This window comes from Sphingobium amiense, from assembly GCF_003967075.1.
Taxonomy (GTDB): domain Bacteria; phylum Pseudomonadota; class Alphaproteobacteria; order Sphingomonadales; family Sphingomonadaceae; genus Sphingobium; species Sphingobium amiense.
The window spans coordinates 1,907,219-1,922,578 of sequence record NZ_AP018664.1 but is presented as its reverse complement, the minus strand read 5'-3'; the positions used below and the strand labels follow the sequence as shown (position 1 = coordinate 1,922,578).

The 15,360-nt window shown below is 62.8% G+C and carries 16 protein-coding genes and 1 pseudogene; 9 read left to right on the top strand and 8 right to left on the bottom strand.

Annotation, left to right across the window (positions count from 1 at the left end):
* Positions 1-20: 20 nt before the first annotated feature.
* The 4 genes from SAMIE_RS09265 (at position 21) to SAMIE_RS09250 (ending at position 3,534) form a co-directional block, all read left to right on the top strand.
* Positions 21-395, top strand: a complete 375-nt coding sequence (locus SAMIE_RS09265) for a hypothetical protein (RefSeq protein ID WP_332004529.1) — start codon at positions 21-23, stop codon at positions 393-395.
* A 144-nt stretch (positions 396-539) separates the two neighbouring features.
* Positions 540-1,739 (top strand): ADP-forming succinate--CoA ligase subunit beta, encoded by a 1,200-nt coding sequence (gene sucC / locus SAMIE_RS09260; protein WP_066704170.1) that lies wholly within the window; start codon positions 540-542, stop codon positions 1,737-1,739.
* A gap of 96 nt (positions 1,740-1,835) precedes the next feature.
* Entirely contained in the window at positions 1,836-2,582 is a 747-nt protein-coding gene (locus SAMIE_RS09255; protein WP_066704162.1) for an electron transfer flavoprotein subunit beta/FixA family protein, read from the top strand.
* A 22-nt stretch (positions 2,583-2,604) separates the two neighbouring features.
* The gene (locus SAMIE_RS09250) at positions 2,605-3,534 is read left to right on the top strand and encodes an electron transfer flavoprotein subunit alpha/FixB family protein (protein WP_066704155.1); all 930 of its coding nucleotides are present in this window, start codon (positions 2,605-2,607) and stop codon (positions 3,532-3,534) included.
* 63 nt (positions 3,535-3,597) lie between these two features.
* Here the strand turns inward: SAMIE_RS09250 and SAMIE_RS09245 are convergent, their stop codons facing one another.
* Both SAMIE_RS09245 and SAMIE_RS09240 read right to left on the bottom strand, forming a co-directional pair.
* Positions 3,598-3,948: a glycine zipper 2TM domain-containing protein gene (locus SAMIE_RS09245; RefSeq protein ID WP_066704153.1), complete on the bottom strand. Its 351-nt coding sequence runs from the start codon at positions 3,946-3,948 to the stop codon at positions 3,598-3,600.
* Between the two features lie 204 nt (positions 3,949-4,152).
* On the bottom strand, positions 4,153-4,347 hold the full coding sequence (locus SAMIE_RS09240) for a hypothetical protein (RefSeq protein ID WP_066704150.1): 195 nt from the start codon (positions 4,345-4,347) through the stop codon (positions 4,153-4,155).
* A gap of 199 nt (positions 4,348-4,546) precedes the next feature.
* Here SAMIE_RS09240 and SAMIE_RS24045 point away from each other — a divergent pair, with 199 nt between their 5' ends.
* On the top strand, positions 4,547-4,822 hold the full coding sequence (locus SAMIE_RS24045) for a hypothetical protein (RefSeq protein WP_332004526.1): 276 nt from the start codon (positions 4,547-4,549) through the stop codon (positions 4,820-4,822).
* Here the strand turns inward: SAMIE_RS24045 and SAMIE_RS09235 are convergent.
* Both SAMIE_RS09235 and relB read right to left on the bottom strand, forming a co-directional pair.
* On the bottom strand, positions 4,776-5,438 hold the full coding sequence (locus tag SAMIE_RS09235; RefSeq protein WP_332004524.1) for a hypothetical protein: 663 nt from the start codon (positions 5,436-5,438) through the stop codon (positions 4,776-4,778). The genes SAMIE_RS24045 and SAMIE_RS09235 overlap by 47 nt on opposite strands.
* 74 nt (positions 5,439-5,512) lie before the next feature.
* On the bottom strand, positions 5,513-5,692 hold the full coding sequence (relB, locus tag SAMIE_RS09230) for a type II toxin-antitoxin system RelB family antitoxin (protein WP_066704149.1): 180 nt from the start codon (positions 5,690-5,692) through the stop codon (positions 5,513-5,515).
* Between the two features lie 65 nt (positions 5,693-5,757).
* Here relB and SAMIE_RS23370 point away from each other — a divergent pair, with 65 nt between their 5' ends.
* Both SAMIE_RS23370 and SAMIE_RS09220 read left to right on the top strand, forming a co-directional pair.
* Positions 5,758-6,063: a hypothetical protein gene (locus SAMIE_RS23370; protein ID WP_126516798.1), complete on the top strand. Its 306-nt coding sequence runs from the start codon at positions 5,758-5,760 to the stop codon at positions 6,061-6,063.
* Positions 6,063-6,836 (top strand): hypothetical protein, encoded by a 774-nt coding sequence (locus SAMIE_RS09220; RefSeq protein WP_126516797.1) that lies wholly within the window; start codon positions 6,063-6,065, stop codon positions 6,834-6,836. The genes SAMIE_RS23370 and SAMIE_RS09220 overlap by 1 nt, the downstream gene beginning before the upstream one ends.
* A 124-nt stretch (positions 6,837-6,960) precedes the next feature.
* Here SAMIE_RS09220 and SAMIE_RS09215 read toward each other — a convergent pair whose 3' ends face one another.
* Positions 6,961-8,310, bottom strand: coding sequence for an IS1380 family transposase (locus SAMIE_RS09215; RefSeq protein WP_162849047.1), 1,350 nt, complete (start codon positions 8,308-8,310; stop codon positions 6,961-6,963).
* Between the two features lie 152 nt (positions 8,311-8,462).
* Between SAMIE_RS09215 and SAMIE_RS09210 the strand changes: the two are divergent.
* Positions 8,463-9,248, top strand: a pseudogene (locus SAMIE_RS09210) (deaminase); the annotation flags it as partial.
* Positions 9,249-9,439: 191 nt separating this feature from the next.
* Here the strand turns inward: SAMIE_RS09210 and uvrA are convergent.
* Together uvrA and SAMIE_RS09200 are read right to left on the bottom strand one after the other, a co-directional pair.
* A complete protein-coding gene (uvrA, locus tag SAMIE_RS09205) occupies positions 9,440-12,430 on the bottom strand; it encodes an excinuclease ABC subunit UvrA (protein WP_066700248.1) in 2,991 nt (996 codons plus the stop codon).
* Positions 12,431-12,652: 222 nt separating this feature from the next.
* Positions 12,653-12,994 (bottom strand): hypothetical protein, encoded by a 342-nt coding sequence (locus SAMIE_RS09200; RefSeq protein WP_066700246.1) that lies wholly within the window; start codon positions 12,992-12,994, stop codon positions 12,653-12,655.
* Between the two features lie 656 nt (positions 12,995-13,650).
* On the opposite strand from SAMIE_RS09200, the gene SAMIE_RS09195 reads away from it, so the two are divergent.
* Positions 13,651-14,001: a UrcA family protein gene (locus tag SAMIE_RS09195; protein ID WP_066700241.1), complete on the top strand. Its 351-nt coding sequence runs from the start codon at positions 13,651-13,653 to the stop codon at positions 13,999-14,001.
* An 85-nt stretch (positions 14,002-14,086) separates the two neighbouring features.
* On the opposite strand, the gene SAMIE_RS09190 is transcribed toward SAMIE_RS09195, so the two are convergent.
* Positions 14,087-15,334 (bottom strand): DUF3422 domain-containing protein, encoded by a 1,248-nt coding sequence (locus SAMIE_RS09190; protein ID WP_066700240.1) that lies wholly within the window; start codon positions 15,332-15,334, stop codon positions 14,087-14,089.
* Positions 15,335-15,360: the final 26 nt, after the last annotated feature.

The window sequence follows — 15,360 nt, the reverse complement described above, 5'->3', positions numbered from 1 at the left end:
GCGGACGGGAGGTTAGCGTCTTGTCCTTTCCTGCCCGTGATGTCATCCGCCCGGTTCAGGCGGAGGGACAGGGCATGGCGTTCAGTCGATATGGTATTTGTGTGGCGATGGCCGCGCTCGGCACCACGGCGTGCGTGGGCACGATAGCCGAATCGCGGGTTCGGTCGGGCCTTGTGGGGGCCGGATTGTCCGACGCCATGGCTGCCTGCATGGCCAGACCCATGGTCGACGGGTTGAGCATCGGGCAGTTGCGGAAGCTCCAGTCGCTTGGCGCAGTCCGCAACTCTCAAAAACAAGGCCTGACCGTGGCGCAATTCCTTCACAACGTCCGCGCTTTGCACGATCCGGAGATCGTCGCGGTCACGGGGAAGGCTGCTCTGGGCTGCGCATTCTAGGGCAAATTCGCCGTTTTTCCCGCCGGAGCGCTCCGCAGATTTTGCAATTTTGCAAAGTGATTTTGCGAAATTTGCTGGCGCGGTCCCCTTTGCTGTGCTTATCGCCCTTCCATCCGCTTCAACGCACAAGGACGGGCCGGACCCATGAACATTCACGAATATCAGGCCAAGGAACTGCTGGCGAAATATGGCGCGCCGATCGCCGCCGGTTATGCCGCCTTCTCCGTCGATGAAGCGGTCGAGGCCGCCAAGAAGCTGCCCGGACCGCTCTATGTCGTGAAGTCGCAGATCCACGCCGGTGGCCGTGGCAAGGGCAAGTTCAAGGAACTCGGCCCCGACGCCAAGGGCGGCGTCCGCCTCGCCTTCAACCTCGACGAGGTGAAGGCCCATGCCACCGACATGCTGGGCAACACGCTGGTGACGATCCAGACCGGCGAAGCGGGCAAGCAGGTCAACCGCCTCTACATCACCGACGGCGCGGACATCGCCAAGGAATTCTACCTCGCGCTGCTGGTCGACCGCGCCACCAGCCGCATCGCTTTCGTGGTGTCGACCGAAGGCGGCATGGACATCGAGGAAGTCGCGCATTCGACGCCTGAAAAAATCCACAGCTTCTCGGTTGATCCCGCTGCGGGCTTCCAGCCGCACCATGGCCGCGCCGTCGCCGCAGCTCTCGGCCTCACCGGCGATCAGGCCAAGCAGGCGGCCAAGGTCGCGTCCTCGCTCTACGCCGCCTTCCTCGACACCGACGCCGAGCAGATCGAGGTCAATCCGCTGGCGCTGACCGAGCAGGGCAACCTGCTGGTGCTCGACGCCAAGGTCGGTTTCGACGGCAACGCCATGTTCCGCCACAAGGACATCGCCGAACTGCGCGACCTGACCGAAGAAGATGCGGCGGAAGTCGAAGCGTCCAAATATGACCTCGCTTACATCAAGCTCGACGGCAATATCGGCTGCATGGTGAACGGCGCGGGTCTTGCCATGGCGACGATGGACATCATCAAGCTGAACGGCGAATTCCCCGCCAACTTCCTCGACGTGGGCGGCGGCGCCACCACGGAGAAGGTGACGGCCGCTTTCAAGATCATCCTGAAAGATCCGGCGGTGAAGGGCATTCTCGTCAACATCTTCGGCGGCATCATGAAATGCGACATCATCGCCAACGGCATCGTCGCCGCCGCCAAGGAAGTGAACCTGTCGGTTCCGCTGGTCGTCCGCCTCGAAGGCACCAACGTCCAGCAGGGCAAGGACATCCTGGCCAATTCGGGTCTCCCCATCGTCCCCGCCGACGATCTGGGCGACGCGGCCAAGAAAATCGTGGCGGAAGTGAGGAAGGCGGCCTGAGTCACTTTTCCGCCTGACTGAACAAATCGAGGGTGCGGGTGGTCCGGAAACGGGCTGCCCGCGCCCGTGTTGGCATTGATAACGGAGGATGTTGCAATGAAGATCCTTGTGCCCGTGAAGCGGGTGATCGACTATAATGTGAAACCGCGCGTCAAGGCGGACGGCACGGGCGTGGACCTGGCCAACGTCAAGATGAGCATGAACCCGTTCGACGAAATCGCGGTCGAGGAAGCCATTCGCCTGAAGGAAAAGGGCGTGGCGACCGAGGTCGTCGCGGTTTCCATCGGCGTCGCCAAGGCGCAGGAGACGCTGCGCACCGCTCTGGCCATGGGCGCAGACCGCGCCATCCTGATCCAGACCGACGATGAGGTCGAGCCGCTGGGCGTCGCCAAGCTGCTCGCCAAGGTGCAGGAAGAGGAAGGCGCCGGCCTCATCATCCTGGGCAAGCAGGCCATCGACGACGACAGTAACCAGACGGGCCAGATGCTCGCCGCACTGCTCGGCCGTCCGCAGGGCACTTTCGCCAGCAAGATCGAGGTCGAGGGCGACAGCGTGAACGTCACCCGCGAAGTCGACGGCGGGCTGGAGACGGTGAAGCTCACCACCCCGGCCATCGTCACCACCGACCTGCGCCTCAACGAGCCGCGCTACGCCTCGCTGCCCAACATCATGAAGGCCAAGAGCAAGCCGCTCGCCACCAAGACGCCCGCCGATTACGGCGTCGACATCGCCCCGCGCCTCGCGACGCTCAAGGTCGTTGAACCGGCCAAGCGTTCGGCGGGCATCAAGGTGGCCGATGTCGATGAACTGGTCGGCAAGCTGAAAGCGCTGGGCGTCGCCTGATTTTCCGAAGGGAACCAAGACAATGAAGACTCTGGTTTGGGTTGAACATGAAGGCGGCGCGGTCAAGGATGCGACGCTGTCCGCCGTCACCGCCGCAGGCAAGCTGGGCGAAGTGCATCTGCTGGTCGCCGGGGCGGGCGTTTCCGCTGTCGCCGATGCCGCCGCGAAGATCGCAGGGGTGGGCAAGGTCCATGTCGCCGACGACGCGGCTTTCGGCCATGCGCTGCCTGAAAATGTCGCGCCGCTGGTCGTCGAGCTGATGGGCAGCCACGACGCCTTCGTCGCGCCCGCCACCAGCAACGGCAAGAATATCGCGCCGCGCGTCGCCGCACTGCTCGACGTGATGCAGATCAGCGACATCCTGTCGGTCGAGAGCGAAGACACGTTCACGCGCCCCATTTACGCGGGCAACGCCATCGCGACCGTCCAGTCGAAGGACGCCAAGAAGGTCATCACCGTGCGCGGCACCGCTTTTGAAAAGGCCGCTTCGGAAGGCGGCAGCGGCGCGGTGGAAGCCGTGGCGTCGACCGGCGACAAGGGGCTTTCCTCCTTCGTCGGCGCGGAAATCGCCAAGCTGGAGCGTCCCGAACTGACCAGCGCAAAGGTCATCGTGTCGGGCGGCCGGGCGCTGAAGGACGGTGAGACGTTCGAACAGCTTATCTTCCCCCTTGCCGACAAGCTGGGCGCTGCCGTCGGCGCTTCGCGCGCCGCCGTCGACGCGGGCTATGTCCCCAACGACTATCAGGTCGGCCAGACCGGCAAGATCGTCGCCCCCGAAGTCTATGTCGCGGTCGGCATTTCCGGCGCGATCCAGCATCTTGCCGGCATGAAGGACAGCAAGACCATCGTCGCCATCAACAAGGACGAGGACGCGCCGATTTTTCAGGTGGCGGACATCGGCCTGGTCGGCGATCTGTTCAAGATCGTGCCGGAACTTACCGAGAAGCTGTAAGCGGCTTTACACCGGATAGGAAAGAGGGCGCGGAACCGGCTGGCTCCGCGCCCTTTTTTGCGCTTATTCGCAGCGCACGTCACTCTTGTCGATGGCGCGGCCCGCGAGTGCGCCGCCGCCTGCGCCGAGGATCGTGCCGAGCGTCTTCGACCCGCCCGGCGCGATGATGTTGCCGAGCACGCCGCCCGCCAGCGCGCCGACGATGGTGCCGGTGGTGCCGTCATCCCGCTTGCAATAATAGCGGCCGTCATTGTCGCGGTAGATATAGTCATTGTCGCGGATCGGACGATAGCGGGGCGGCGGGCCGCGGCGGTCCGGGCGGTTATAGCCATAGCCTCCGCCATAATTGTCGGAGGTGCATGCGCCCAGCGGCAGCATGGCGAGAATGGCGGCGGCGAGGATCGGCTTGCGCATTTCAGGCTTCCTTTGTTGTTGCCCGCTCGCCGGTTCAACCCGCGAGCGCGGACATGGTTGCGCAGGCGATACGGAAAGAGCGCACACGGAAAACCGCCCGTTCCATGCCGTGAGAGGGGGGGATACGGCAGGGAACGGGCGGCGGCCGGCGGCGAGCGGGGGGACGTGCCGCCGGAAACTGTCGGGGTTCGCGCGGGGACGCCCTTAGTGCGGGAGCTGCGTCGTCGCGCCGGTGGGGGTGGCGACGGCGGGGGCGGTCACGCGCTGTTCGTCGAGCTTCGCCTTGGCGTCGTTATAGCGCGTCGTGAGGTCATTCTTGAACTCGGTCAGCTTGCCTTCGTCATACAGCTTCTTGCCGACATATCCGGCGATCGCGCCGAAGATCAGGGTGCGGATCATGGGGGTCTCCTTTTAGGGTTGCTTTGGCGGGATAACCGGCCAGCCGACGCGAAGGTTCCGCGATTTCCGGCCCGGCAAAGCGCTTGCGGCAAGGCGAGCGCGGGCGGGGACGGGCCGTGCGGGCGGCGGGTCAGTCCGCCGCCGCACCCTGCGCGAAGAAGGCGTCGCGCGCCCGGATCGCGGCTTCCTCATAGGGGCGGTGCTGCGCGTCCTGCATCTCGGCGAAGCGGTCCTCCTCCTCCTCGGTCAGCGCGCGCCGGTAGCGGTCGATGTCGTAATAATCCTCGCTCTCCTCCCCGTCGAAGCCGGGCGGCGGCGGGAAGTCGGTGCGCCAGCCCCCGGCGATGTCGTCCCACCAGATGCCGCGCAGTTTCGCCGCCGCTTCATCGGGCGGGAGGCTGGCGAGGCGGACCAGTTGCGGGCAAAGTTCACACCGTTCCTCGGCCTGCGCGAGCGCGGCTTTCTGCGGCGGTGAGCGGCAGGCGCGCGGCGATGAAGAGCGCCACCGACGCGGCGGGAGAGAGGAGCGTGGCGGGGAGCGCGGGGCGCGCTTCGTCTGCGTCGGGTTCAGGGGCGTCGGGTTCAGCGGCTGCGGGTGCGGGGGTGGCGGGCGCCGGGGCGGAGGCTTCGGGCGGGCAGAGCAGGTCGCAGAAGGCGGCGAAATCCTGCGCCACGATGCGGGCGAGCGCGGCGTCGGTGCCCTCGGCAGGGGCATCGGCCATGCGGTCGAGCCGGGCGAGCATCGACATGGCGAGCCGGTTGTCGTGGCGGTGGCGGCGGATTTCCGTGCCGTCCTCGTCGCGCGTCACGACCTCCTCCTGCCCCAGCAGCGCGCGGGCGAGCAACGTGTCGGCGAGCCGGGCGCGCGCAATCAGGATCGCCGCGTCCCAGCCGATCCGAAAGGCCGCCCCGTCCGCCCGGATGCGCAGCGCATAGGCGGCGCGCTCCGAAATCTGCGCCGCCTCGCACGCGGTGCGCACGATCCCGGTGGCCGCGAGCGTTTCGACGAAGAGCCGCTGGCGCGCAGGCGACCAGCCGTCGACGCGCACCTGCGGCGCGGGGCTGGGGAGGGTGATGTCGTGGAAGGTCATGGCTGTGCGCTCCCGGATGCGAGGGTTTGCCGGGAGGGTAGGGGAGCGGTGGGTGTGTAGGACAGGGGTGGGGGTTAGGCGCCTGTTTTGCGGCGGTTTATGATCGCCTGCATTTTGGCCATCACCTGATCGTGCGGGATGCGGGGGCTGGTGGATGCCATCGCCTTTTCAACCTTGGCGCGGAGCCAGGCGTCATAGGCTTCGGCTTCCTCGGTCGTCGCGAACTCGGAGACGATTGGGTCGAGTTTGGTCACGCAAATAGGCTAGCATAGACGGGCGGCAATGCAAAATATCGAGCGCATGGCCGCCGCGTTACCGCATGGTAGAAGATGCCCTTCGATACTACTCTATGAAGAATGCGTCATCGAAGCGCTCCGATTCGGACGGCTTCGAAACTTCCTATCATCGTCAAGCGCCTGTTTTAGGCGAAGCGATTCCATATTTGATGTCTGTCGATCAAGAGTTTCTTGATATTGGACAAAAAGCTCGACAAGCCAGTTCGCATCTGGTGCGTTCTTCATCTGTTCTGCTCCCGTTCCTTCTTCTAGGTGATAACACCCTTGACAGAAGACTCAATGAGAGATTGCTTCGTTCCATCGCATTTGAGAAATCTTGGGTGAGATAATGACTTCGAATGATAAAGAAGCCTTCATCGCTTTAATCGCACCTATCGGTATCGATATGAACCAAGTTATTTCAGTGATAACTGAAAAAGCAGCTCAAATAAGGTACCATCCAAACGTGATAAAGCTCACCGAGTTTTTCTCTGAAAATGGTTTAGTTGAAAAAAGTTATAAGAATGAAGTTGAACGTTACGAGGCCTATATAAAAGCCGGAGATGATCTTTGCGAAAAAGCTGGAAGAGGTGACATACTTTCTTTAATTGGGGTTGCAAAGATGCTGTACGGAGGTCATGAAAGAAGGCGTGATCTATCGAAAACTCGCACATTAAATATTATAAGACAGATTAAGAGACTTGATGAATATAACACGTTAGAAAGAATATATGGAAGAAATATAATATTTGTTGGCTGCTATTCATCAATTGAAAGTAGAAAAAATTACCTTGTAGATAGAATGAGGTTTAGCAATAGAACGTCCAACACATCCAAGTTAGAGAGTGATGCTCTAAAGATTATATCCATTGACGAAGATGAAGCGGACAAGGACTATGGACAAAAAATAATTGATTGTTATCCAAAATCAGATTTTATATTGGATTGTACATCGAGGCGTACACTAGAAGATTCTTGTGAACGACTATTCAAAATATACTTTGGTCATCCTTTTGTATCGCCGACGATGGATGAGTATTCATCGTATATCGCAAATGCAGCCGCCTACAGATCGTTAGCCCGGCCTATTCATGAGACTGCTCCTCGGGGGCGGTCCGCCTAGATCTGTCGGTGGCCGCGTGACCTGGGCGAGCGGCTTGGCCGGCGTTTTTCAGCGCGGCAGGAGCAATGGGCTTTTCGAGGTTGATGGACTGGGGCTCGGGGATTCGGCGGCACAGCCGCGCTGGCTATGTGGGTGCTGGTCTGAGGCTGATGGCGATGGCTCTGAACACGCTGGCATCCGGGCAGGCTGACGCGAAGGCGACGCGGATGCGAGTGGCGGTTTCTATGACGCGGGCAGCGACCTTGAGCAGCCGCAGGCGCAGCGTTGCGAACTCGGCGGCGGCGAGTGCGGTGGCTTTTGGGATTTCCTGCTGGATGCGCCACAGGAGCCAGTAGGCGGCGGTGTGCAGGATGAGGCGCATCTGATTGGCGTTTGCAGAGCGGCACGAGGTGCGATCGCTGGCGAGCTGAGTTTTGTGGCGCTTGATCAGGTTCTCGGCGTTGCCGCGAGCGCAGTAGAGCGTGTCGTAGATGTGCTCGGCCGAGCCTTTGGCCAGCGAGGTGACGACATAGCGGATGTCCATGCCCATTGTGCTGGCCTCGATCCGGGCGACGACGCGGCGCTGGCAGTTCCAGCTCTTCGCGCCGTAGCTGGTCTCAGCATAGGTGCGCAGGACCGGATATTGGCGCTGAGCTCGCTTGACCGCGCAGGCATCGGCGACAGCGACGATGACCGGATCGCCACGCAGCGCGGCGTTGGTCGGCAGGCCGAAGACGTAATCGACGCTGGCCGCCTCGCAGAAGGCCATGACCTCGGGCCGGCCATAGTGCCCGTCGCCGCGGATGGTGATGTGCGTTTCCGGCCAGTTTCGGCGGATGTGACGCACCAGGCGCCGGATGTGGCCAGCAGCTTCGACACCCGACGGTGTCTTGCCGGTGCGCAGCAGCATCGCCACCGGCCGGCCGGTGGCGGTGTCGTAGACATGGATCGGCAGGAAACAGCGCTCGCCATGATGCCCGTTCCAGAACGACAACTGCTGATAACCGTGCACGACATCGCAGGTATCATCGATATCCAGCGTCACCGCCGCGGGCGGGGCGGGATAGCTGGCGCAGTAGATGTCGATCATCGCGGCCATCATTCTGGCCAGTTCGCGCGTAGTCGGTGCGTTCTCCCACCGGCTCATCGTCGGCTGACTGGCCAGCCCCGCACCCGATCCCGGCAGCTTGCCCAGCGCCAGCCGGAAGCCCGGATCGTCGCGCAGGGCGTCGAGGTCATCGGCGTCCTCGTAGCCGCAGGCGATCGCGAACACGCGGGCGCGCAGGATATCGTCGAGGCGATGAACCACCCGCGCAGGATCGCGCCAGTCGGCAATGCAAGCCGCAAGCCGCTGGCAAATCCCCATCGTGCGCTCGGCCTGCGCCAGGAGTAGGACACCGCCGTCCGATGTCAGCCGGCCACCGTCGAAAGCGGCTGTGACTTTCTTGCGCCCGGCCGCTGGGAATCGGAATGTGCTTGCGATATCGTCATTCATGGCGGGTGTGGCCTGTGGCATTTTCTGCCCTGCGGCAGGTTCGGCTTCGACACCCAGTTCCTAATTCAGATCAGAGGCTTATGCCACTCCCGCCAAACCACCAGATCCCGTCTGGTGAATAGGACGGGTTAGACCTTTCTCGTCAGGTTGGAGCAGCTATATTTGGTGAGAATGGTGAAATTATATCTATGGGGTGCAACGAAGTTCCCGCACCGGGAGGCGGAACCTATTGGTGCCACCATGACCACGACCATCGCGATTTCGTCATAGGTCATGACTCTAACCAACGTGTCAAAGAGGATTTGGCGCGAGACGCGCTCGATAAGCTTAAGGCCGAAGGTTGGCTTTCTGAAAAGGTTAGGGAGTTCGATCTAGATGAGATGATACAAAAGGTATTCGCCAAGCCAGGCGATTCCGGTTCAGAAAAAGGCCCTTGGCATAACGCGATGCTATCAGACATCATCGAATATGGTCGAATGGTTCACGCTGAAATGAACGCAATAACGGACGCTGCTCGGTTTCGGCGTTCTACTCACGGCGCTACTTTATATTGCACTACCATGCCGTGCCATATGTGCACAAAGCTCATAATTGCCGCAGGTATTGTACGGGTAGTGTATGTTCAGCCTTATGTTAAAAGTTTGACATCCGAGCTATTCAAAGACTCTGTCGTGTTTGAAGGGGCAGATAATGACCACAGGGTTAATTTCTGCAGCCTTAAAGGTGTTACTCCTGCTGGCTTTAAAATCGCCTTTGCCAAAAATTCCAAACGAAAAAATTCTGATGGGTCAGCGAAGTCTTGGGAAAAACCAAATGCTTTGCCAACTTTTCTATCAACAATCCCTTATTATATAGAGCTAGAGCTTGGTGCACTTGGGGAGTTTTTAGCTAACCCTTACATAAAGGAACTGACCCAGGCGCAATCGCAACAGGCTTAATTACTCCGCCGCCACAGCCTCCAGCCCCAATAGCGGTGCAAGATACCGACCCGTAAAGCTCCGCGGCTCCTTCACCACCTTTTCCGGCGTGCCTTCCGCGACGACTTAGCCGCCCTTGACGCCGCCTTCCGGTTGATCGCGTTCGACCGTCCCCCGGACGGTCTCGGCGCGATCAAATGTCGAGGATCCAGTCATTCTGCGGCCTCGGTCTTCGGCTGGGCCAAAAGGGGGGCGAGGTAGTGGCCGGTGAAGCTGCGCGGTTCCTTGACGACCTGTTCCGGGGTGCCCGTCGCGACGATTTCACCCCCCTTTACCCCACCCTCGGGACCGAGATCGATGATGTAATCTGCGGTCTTGATGACATCCAGATTATGCTCGATCACGACCACGCTGTTGCCCTGGTCCACTAAGGCGTGGAGGACTTCGAGGAGTTTGCGGACGTCTTCGAAATGCAGGCCGGTGGTGGGTTCGTCCAGGATGTAGAGGGTGTTGCCGGTGGCCCGGCGGGAGAGTTCCTTGGCGAGCTTGACGCGCTGGGCCTCGCCGCCCGAGAGGGTCGTCGCCTGCTGGCCGACCTTGACGTAGCCGAGGCCCACTTCGGCGAGCATCGCCATCTTGTCGCGGATGGGGGGGACGGCCTTGAAGAATTCCACCGCGTCCTCGACCGTCATGTCGAGCACGTCGGCGATGGAACGGCCCTTGAACTTCACCTCCAGCGTCTCGCGATTGTAGCGCGCGCCGTGGCACACGTCGCAGGTGACATAGACGTCGGGGAGGAAGTGCATCTCGATCTTGAGCACGCCATCGCCCTGACAGGCTTCGCAGCGGCCGCCCTTGACGTTGAAGGAGAAGCGGCCGGGCTTGTATCCGCGCGCCTGGCTCTCCGGAAGGCCCGCGAACCAGTCGCGGATGTTGGTGAAGGCGCCGGTGTAGGTCGCCGGGTTGGAGCGCGGGGTGCGGCCGATGGGCGACTGGTCGATGTCGATCACCTTGTCGCAATGCTCAAGGCCGCTCACCCTGTCATGCGCGCCCGCGAGGATGCGCGCGCCGTTCAGCGCACGGGCCGACGCGGCGTAGAGCGTGTCGATGGTGAAGCTGGACTTGCCCGATCCCGACACGCCGGTGATGCAGGTGAAGGTGCCGAGCGGGATCGACGCGGTGACGCCGCGCAGATTGTTGGCGCGGGCATTGTGGACGGTGATCTTCTTGCCCGTGCCCTTGCGGCGTTTCGCGGGGACTTCGATGCGGCGGGTGCCGTTCAGATAATCGGCGGTCAAGCTGTCCCTGTGTTTCAGGATTTCAGGCAGGGTGCCCTGCGCCACGATGCTGCCGCCATGGACGCCCGCGCCCGGCCCCATGTCCACGATATAGTCGGCGGCGCGGATCGCATCCTCGTCATGCTCGACGACGATGACGCTGTTGCCGAGGTCTCTTAGGCGTTTCAGGGTCACGAGCAGGCGGTCGTTGTCGCGCTGGTGCAGGCCGATGCTGGGTTCGTCGAGGACGTAGAGGACGCCCGAGAGGCCGCTGCCGATCTGGGAAGCCAGGCGAATGCGCTGGGACTCGCCGCCCGACAGGGTGCCGCTGGTGCGGTCGAGGTTCAGATAGTCGAGGCCGACATTGTTGAGGAAGCCGAGGCGCTCGACGATCTCTTTCAGGATGGCGCGGGCGATCTGGTTCTGCTGGTCGTTGAGTTGCGCGGGCAGGGTGGAGAAGAAGCCGAGCGCGTCCACCACCGAGCGGCGGGTGGAAATGGAGATGTCCTCGCCCGCGATCTTCACCGCGAGCGCTTCGGGCTTGAGGCGAGCGCCGTGGCAGGTTTCGCAGGGCTGGGCGCGCTGATATTTGGAGAGTTCCTCACGCATCCACGCGCTGTCGGTCTGGAGCAGGCGGCGGTTGAGGTTGCCGATGACGCCCTCGAACGGCTTCTTCACCTCATAGCTTTTGCGCCCGTCCTGAAAGCGCAGGGTCACGGGCCTGCCGCCGGTGCCGTGGAGGATGATGAGCTGCACCTCGCCGGGGAGTTCCTGCCACGGAGTGTCGAGCGAGAAACCATATTCGCGGGCGAGGCTGCCCAGCACCTGCATATAATAAGGCGAGGGCGGGTTGGATTTGGCCCAGGGGACGACCGCGCCCTTCTTGAGGGAGAGGGCTTCGTTGGGGACGACCAGTTCGGGGTCGAACTCCTGCCGCTCGCCAAGGCCGTCGCAGGCGGGGCAGGCGCCCTGCGGCGCGTTGAAGGAGAAGAGGCGCGGCTCGATCTCGGCGATGGTGAAGCCGCTGACGGGGCAGGCGAATTTTTCGGAGAAGACGATGCGGTTGGCCGGGATGGAGGCGTTTTTCATCTTGCCCTTTTCACCGCCGCCGTTCGTGTCGAGCGCAGTCGAGACACGCTGCTCCAAAGGCTTCTCGACTTCGCTCGAAGCGAAGGGAGATTGGTTTTTCTGAACCTCCGCCAGCGTGCCGTCCGCCAGATCGACATAGGCGAGGCCGTCCGCCAGTTTCAGCGCCTGTTCGAAACTGTCGGCGAGGCGGGTGCCCATGTCGGGATCGACGGCGAGGCGGTCGACCACGACTTCGATGTCATGCTTGTATTTCTTGTCGAGGGCGGGGGCGTCCTCAATGAGGTACATTTCGCCGTCGATGCGCACGCGGGTGTAGCCCGCCTTCTGCCATTCGGCGAGTTCCTTGCGATATTCGCCTTTCCGCCCGCGCACCACGGGGGCGAGCAGGTAGAAGCGCGTGCCTTCCGGCAACAGCATCACGCGGTCGACCATCTGGCTGACCGTCTGGGCGCTGATCGGCTCGCCGGTGACGGGGCTGTAGGGGATGCCGACGCGCGCCCAGAGGAGGCGCATATAGTCGTAGATTTCGGTGACGGTCGCCACGGTCGAGCGCGGATTGCGGCTGGTCGTCTTCTGCTCGATAGAGATGGCGGGGGAAAGACCCTCGATATGCTCGACATCGGGCTTCTGCATCATCTCAAGGAACTGGCGCGCATAGGCGGAGAGCGACTCCACATAGCGGCGCTGCCCTTCGGCATAGATGGTGTCGAAGGCGAGGCTGGATTTGCCGGAGCCTGACAGGCCGGTGATGACGACGAGGGAGTCGCGGGGCAGATCGACGTCCACGCCCTTGAGATTATGCTCGCGCGCGCCGCGGACGCTTATGTGGGTCAGCATTCGCTGCCGCTCTGCTTCTGTATATGGGTCAGCATTCGCTAAAGCTCTGCTTCTGGATATGGGTAAGGCTCATGGGGCGATGTTCTATCTTCGTTCCTGACGGGAATCCAGAGCGGAAGATAGGAAGCCGCGCCGCCACGCGAAAGATGGCCGGAAAGACAAAGGCCCGGCCCGGCGTAAAAATGCCGGACCGGGCCTTCGCATCATCCCATTCTCACGGGATCAGTAGCAGCGCTGGTTCCAGCGGCCGGTATATTTGTCATATTTGGTCACGCAGTCGCGGCCACGCACATCGCCACGGCGGTTGTTCCAGTCGCGACGGTCGGCATAGCGGCCGCGATTCCAGTCGCGGCGGGCTTCGCGGTCGTGGCGCGCCTCACGCTCGCGGCGGCGCTCCCATTCGCGGCGGCGTTCCCAATCACGACGGTCGCCGTCATAACGCGCCTGCTGGTAGCGCGCCTGCTGATAGCCGGCGTCGCCCCACGAATGGGCGAGGGCCGGGCCGCTGGCTGCCGCAAGGGCGGCGATGGCGGTAGCGAACTTTGCCAGTCTGGACAGAGCCATAAAAAATCTCCTTCGTTCGATGGAGCGTCAACCCGGTGGCCCGCGCAAAGGTTTCATCGTCGCGCGAAGGCCGCCATGTCGTTCGTCCTCTCCATGACGTTGTTCGTCCTTTCGATATGACGCCTGCCTGAATGGTGGCGCGGATCGTCGATGGGAGGCTGCGGCGGGGGAAGGCGGCGATAGAGTGGGGGCATCGGACGGGACGGCGCGAGGGCGCGTTCATCGACGGTTCACCCGGTTGAGCGCCGTCCTGTCCTCTGAGAGATTTTCGCGATCCGGTGTGCCCGACAGCGCCTGGATACGCCCCCGGCCTTCCCTTGCGCCGGGGGCGTTTTCGCGTATCGCACCGGTCGTTTCGATTCGCGCATTCCCTTACGGCTTTAATGCTTTCTCCATGTCGCCGGTGGCGCGGGCCATGTCGTTCGTCGTGCCGTTCGTCCGGTCAGACAGGCGCTTTGTCGCTTCGCCGACGCCTGTCGCATCCGGGTCGAAGCGGGCGCGCGCGCGCCGGGCGGGGCGGCTAGATCGAAAGGGCGGACGGGAAGGAGCGCTTCCCCCAAGACCCTTAAAGGGCGCTCCCCCGGCCGCACCGGCGCCGTTCCGCGCAGCCCCCCTTGGCGGCGCGCCGGTTTCAAAAGGTTCAAGAGGAGATTGCCATGTTCGCTTCGTTCAAGATCGCCGCCGTCGCCGCTGCTTCCGCCACTCTGGCGCTGGGCGCGGGCGCGGCTTCCGCCGAGGATTTCGTGTCCAACGGCCGCACCATGGAGGTCCGCCACGGCGACCTCGACCTGTCCAAGGCCGATCAGCAGGCGGTGCTGCGCAGCCGGATCGCCCGCGCCGCCAGCCGGGTCTGCATGAGCACCGACCTTTCCGCCTATACCGCGTGCCGGAGCAAGGCCATCGCCCATGTCCAGCCGGGCATGAAGGCGGCCATCGCCCGCGCCGACAGTGGCGAGCGCTATGCCGAGGCCCGGCCCGTGGAGCCGCGCGCGGTCGTCGGCAACTGATCCGGCGCATCGGAAAAACAGCAGGGGGCCGTCGCGGACATGCGGCGGTCCCTTTTCCGTTTGTGCGCCCGACGGCGCGGACCGGTCAGGTCAGCGGATGTTTTTTCGACCGGACGACGCGCCAGATTACTGCAATCAGCACCGGGATGGCGGCGGCGAGGACGATCGTCGGGTTGAACCAGGGCGCGACATGGTGGAGCGCGTCCAGCTCATAATGCAGGAGCGCCGCCATATAATAGGTGATGGCGGCGACGGAGAGACCCTCCACCGCCTGTTGCAGCCGCAGTTGCAGGTTGGAGCGGTGATCCATAGAGGCGAGCAGGTCGCGCGTCTGGCTGCGCAGCACCACGTCGATGCTGGTGCGCATCAGGCCGCTGGCGGAATCCGCGCGGCGCGACACCTGCTGCACCCGGTTCATGAAGGACTGGCAGGTGCGGATCGCGGGCATGAAGCGGCGTTCGGTAAATTCGGACAGGGTCTGGTGCCCGGCGATGCGGCTTTCGCGCAGGGACTGGAGCCGGTCATGCACGATCTGGGCATAGGCCATGGTGGCGCTCATACGGAAACTGGCGTCGGATTCGAGCCGGTTCAGCTCCGCAGTCAGGCAGGACAGTTCGTGGAACAGCTCCGCATCGCTCTGCCGGTCGGGCAGGGCGATGGCGTTGACGAGCTTGCCGAATTCATCCTCCAGCCGCTTGAGCCGGCCGTTCATTTCCTTGGCGAGCGGCAGGCCGAGCAGGGCCATCTTGCGGTAATTGCCCAGTTCCTGAATCCACTGGACCAGCCGGGTGGCGTCGCCGCCCGACAGGTTGCGATCCTTGACGAGCAATTTGCCAAAGCCCGTATCGTGCAGCCGGAAGTCGGCCCAGATCGTCGCCGCCCGGTCGAACACGTCGCAGGTCACGAGGTCGCCGGGATGGAAATCCTCCAGCAATGTCGTGGGTTCGGGATCGGAGGCGGACAGCAGCCGCAATTGCGTTCCGCGCAGGATCGCGGCGGGAAGATCCGCCATCCAGTCGGGGGGAAGGGGCGTGAAGCCGCCCTGCTCATCCGTCGCGTCGAGCGAGCGGATGAAGGTGTAGGTCGCAAATTCCGCATGGCATTCCCATGTGAATTCGAACCCGGCGATGGAGGCGGTGAGATGGTTGAGATCGGTGCGGGCTTCCCCGCTCTGGCCCGCGATCTTCAGCGCATGCTGGCGCACCGCCTGCTGCTCGCCCTCGGAATAGACGGCGAGCAACTGGGTGATTTCGCACGGCGCCTGGATATGGGCCAGACGCCGCGCGTGCATTTCCTCGGTCAGTTGCCCGCGCAGGGGATGGTTCTGGGTCAACCGCTCTGTCCTCCCCCCACGCGACG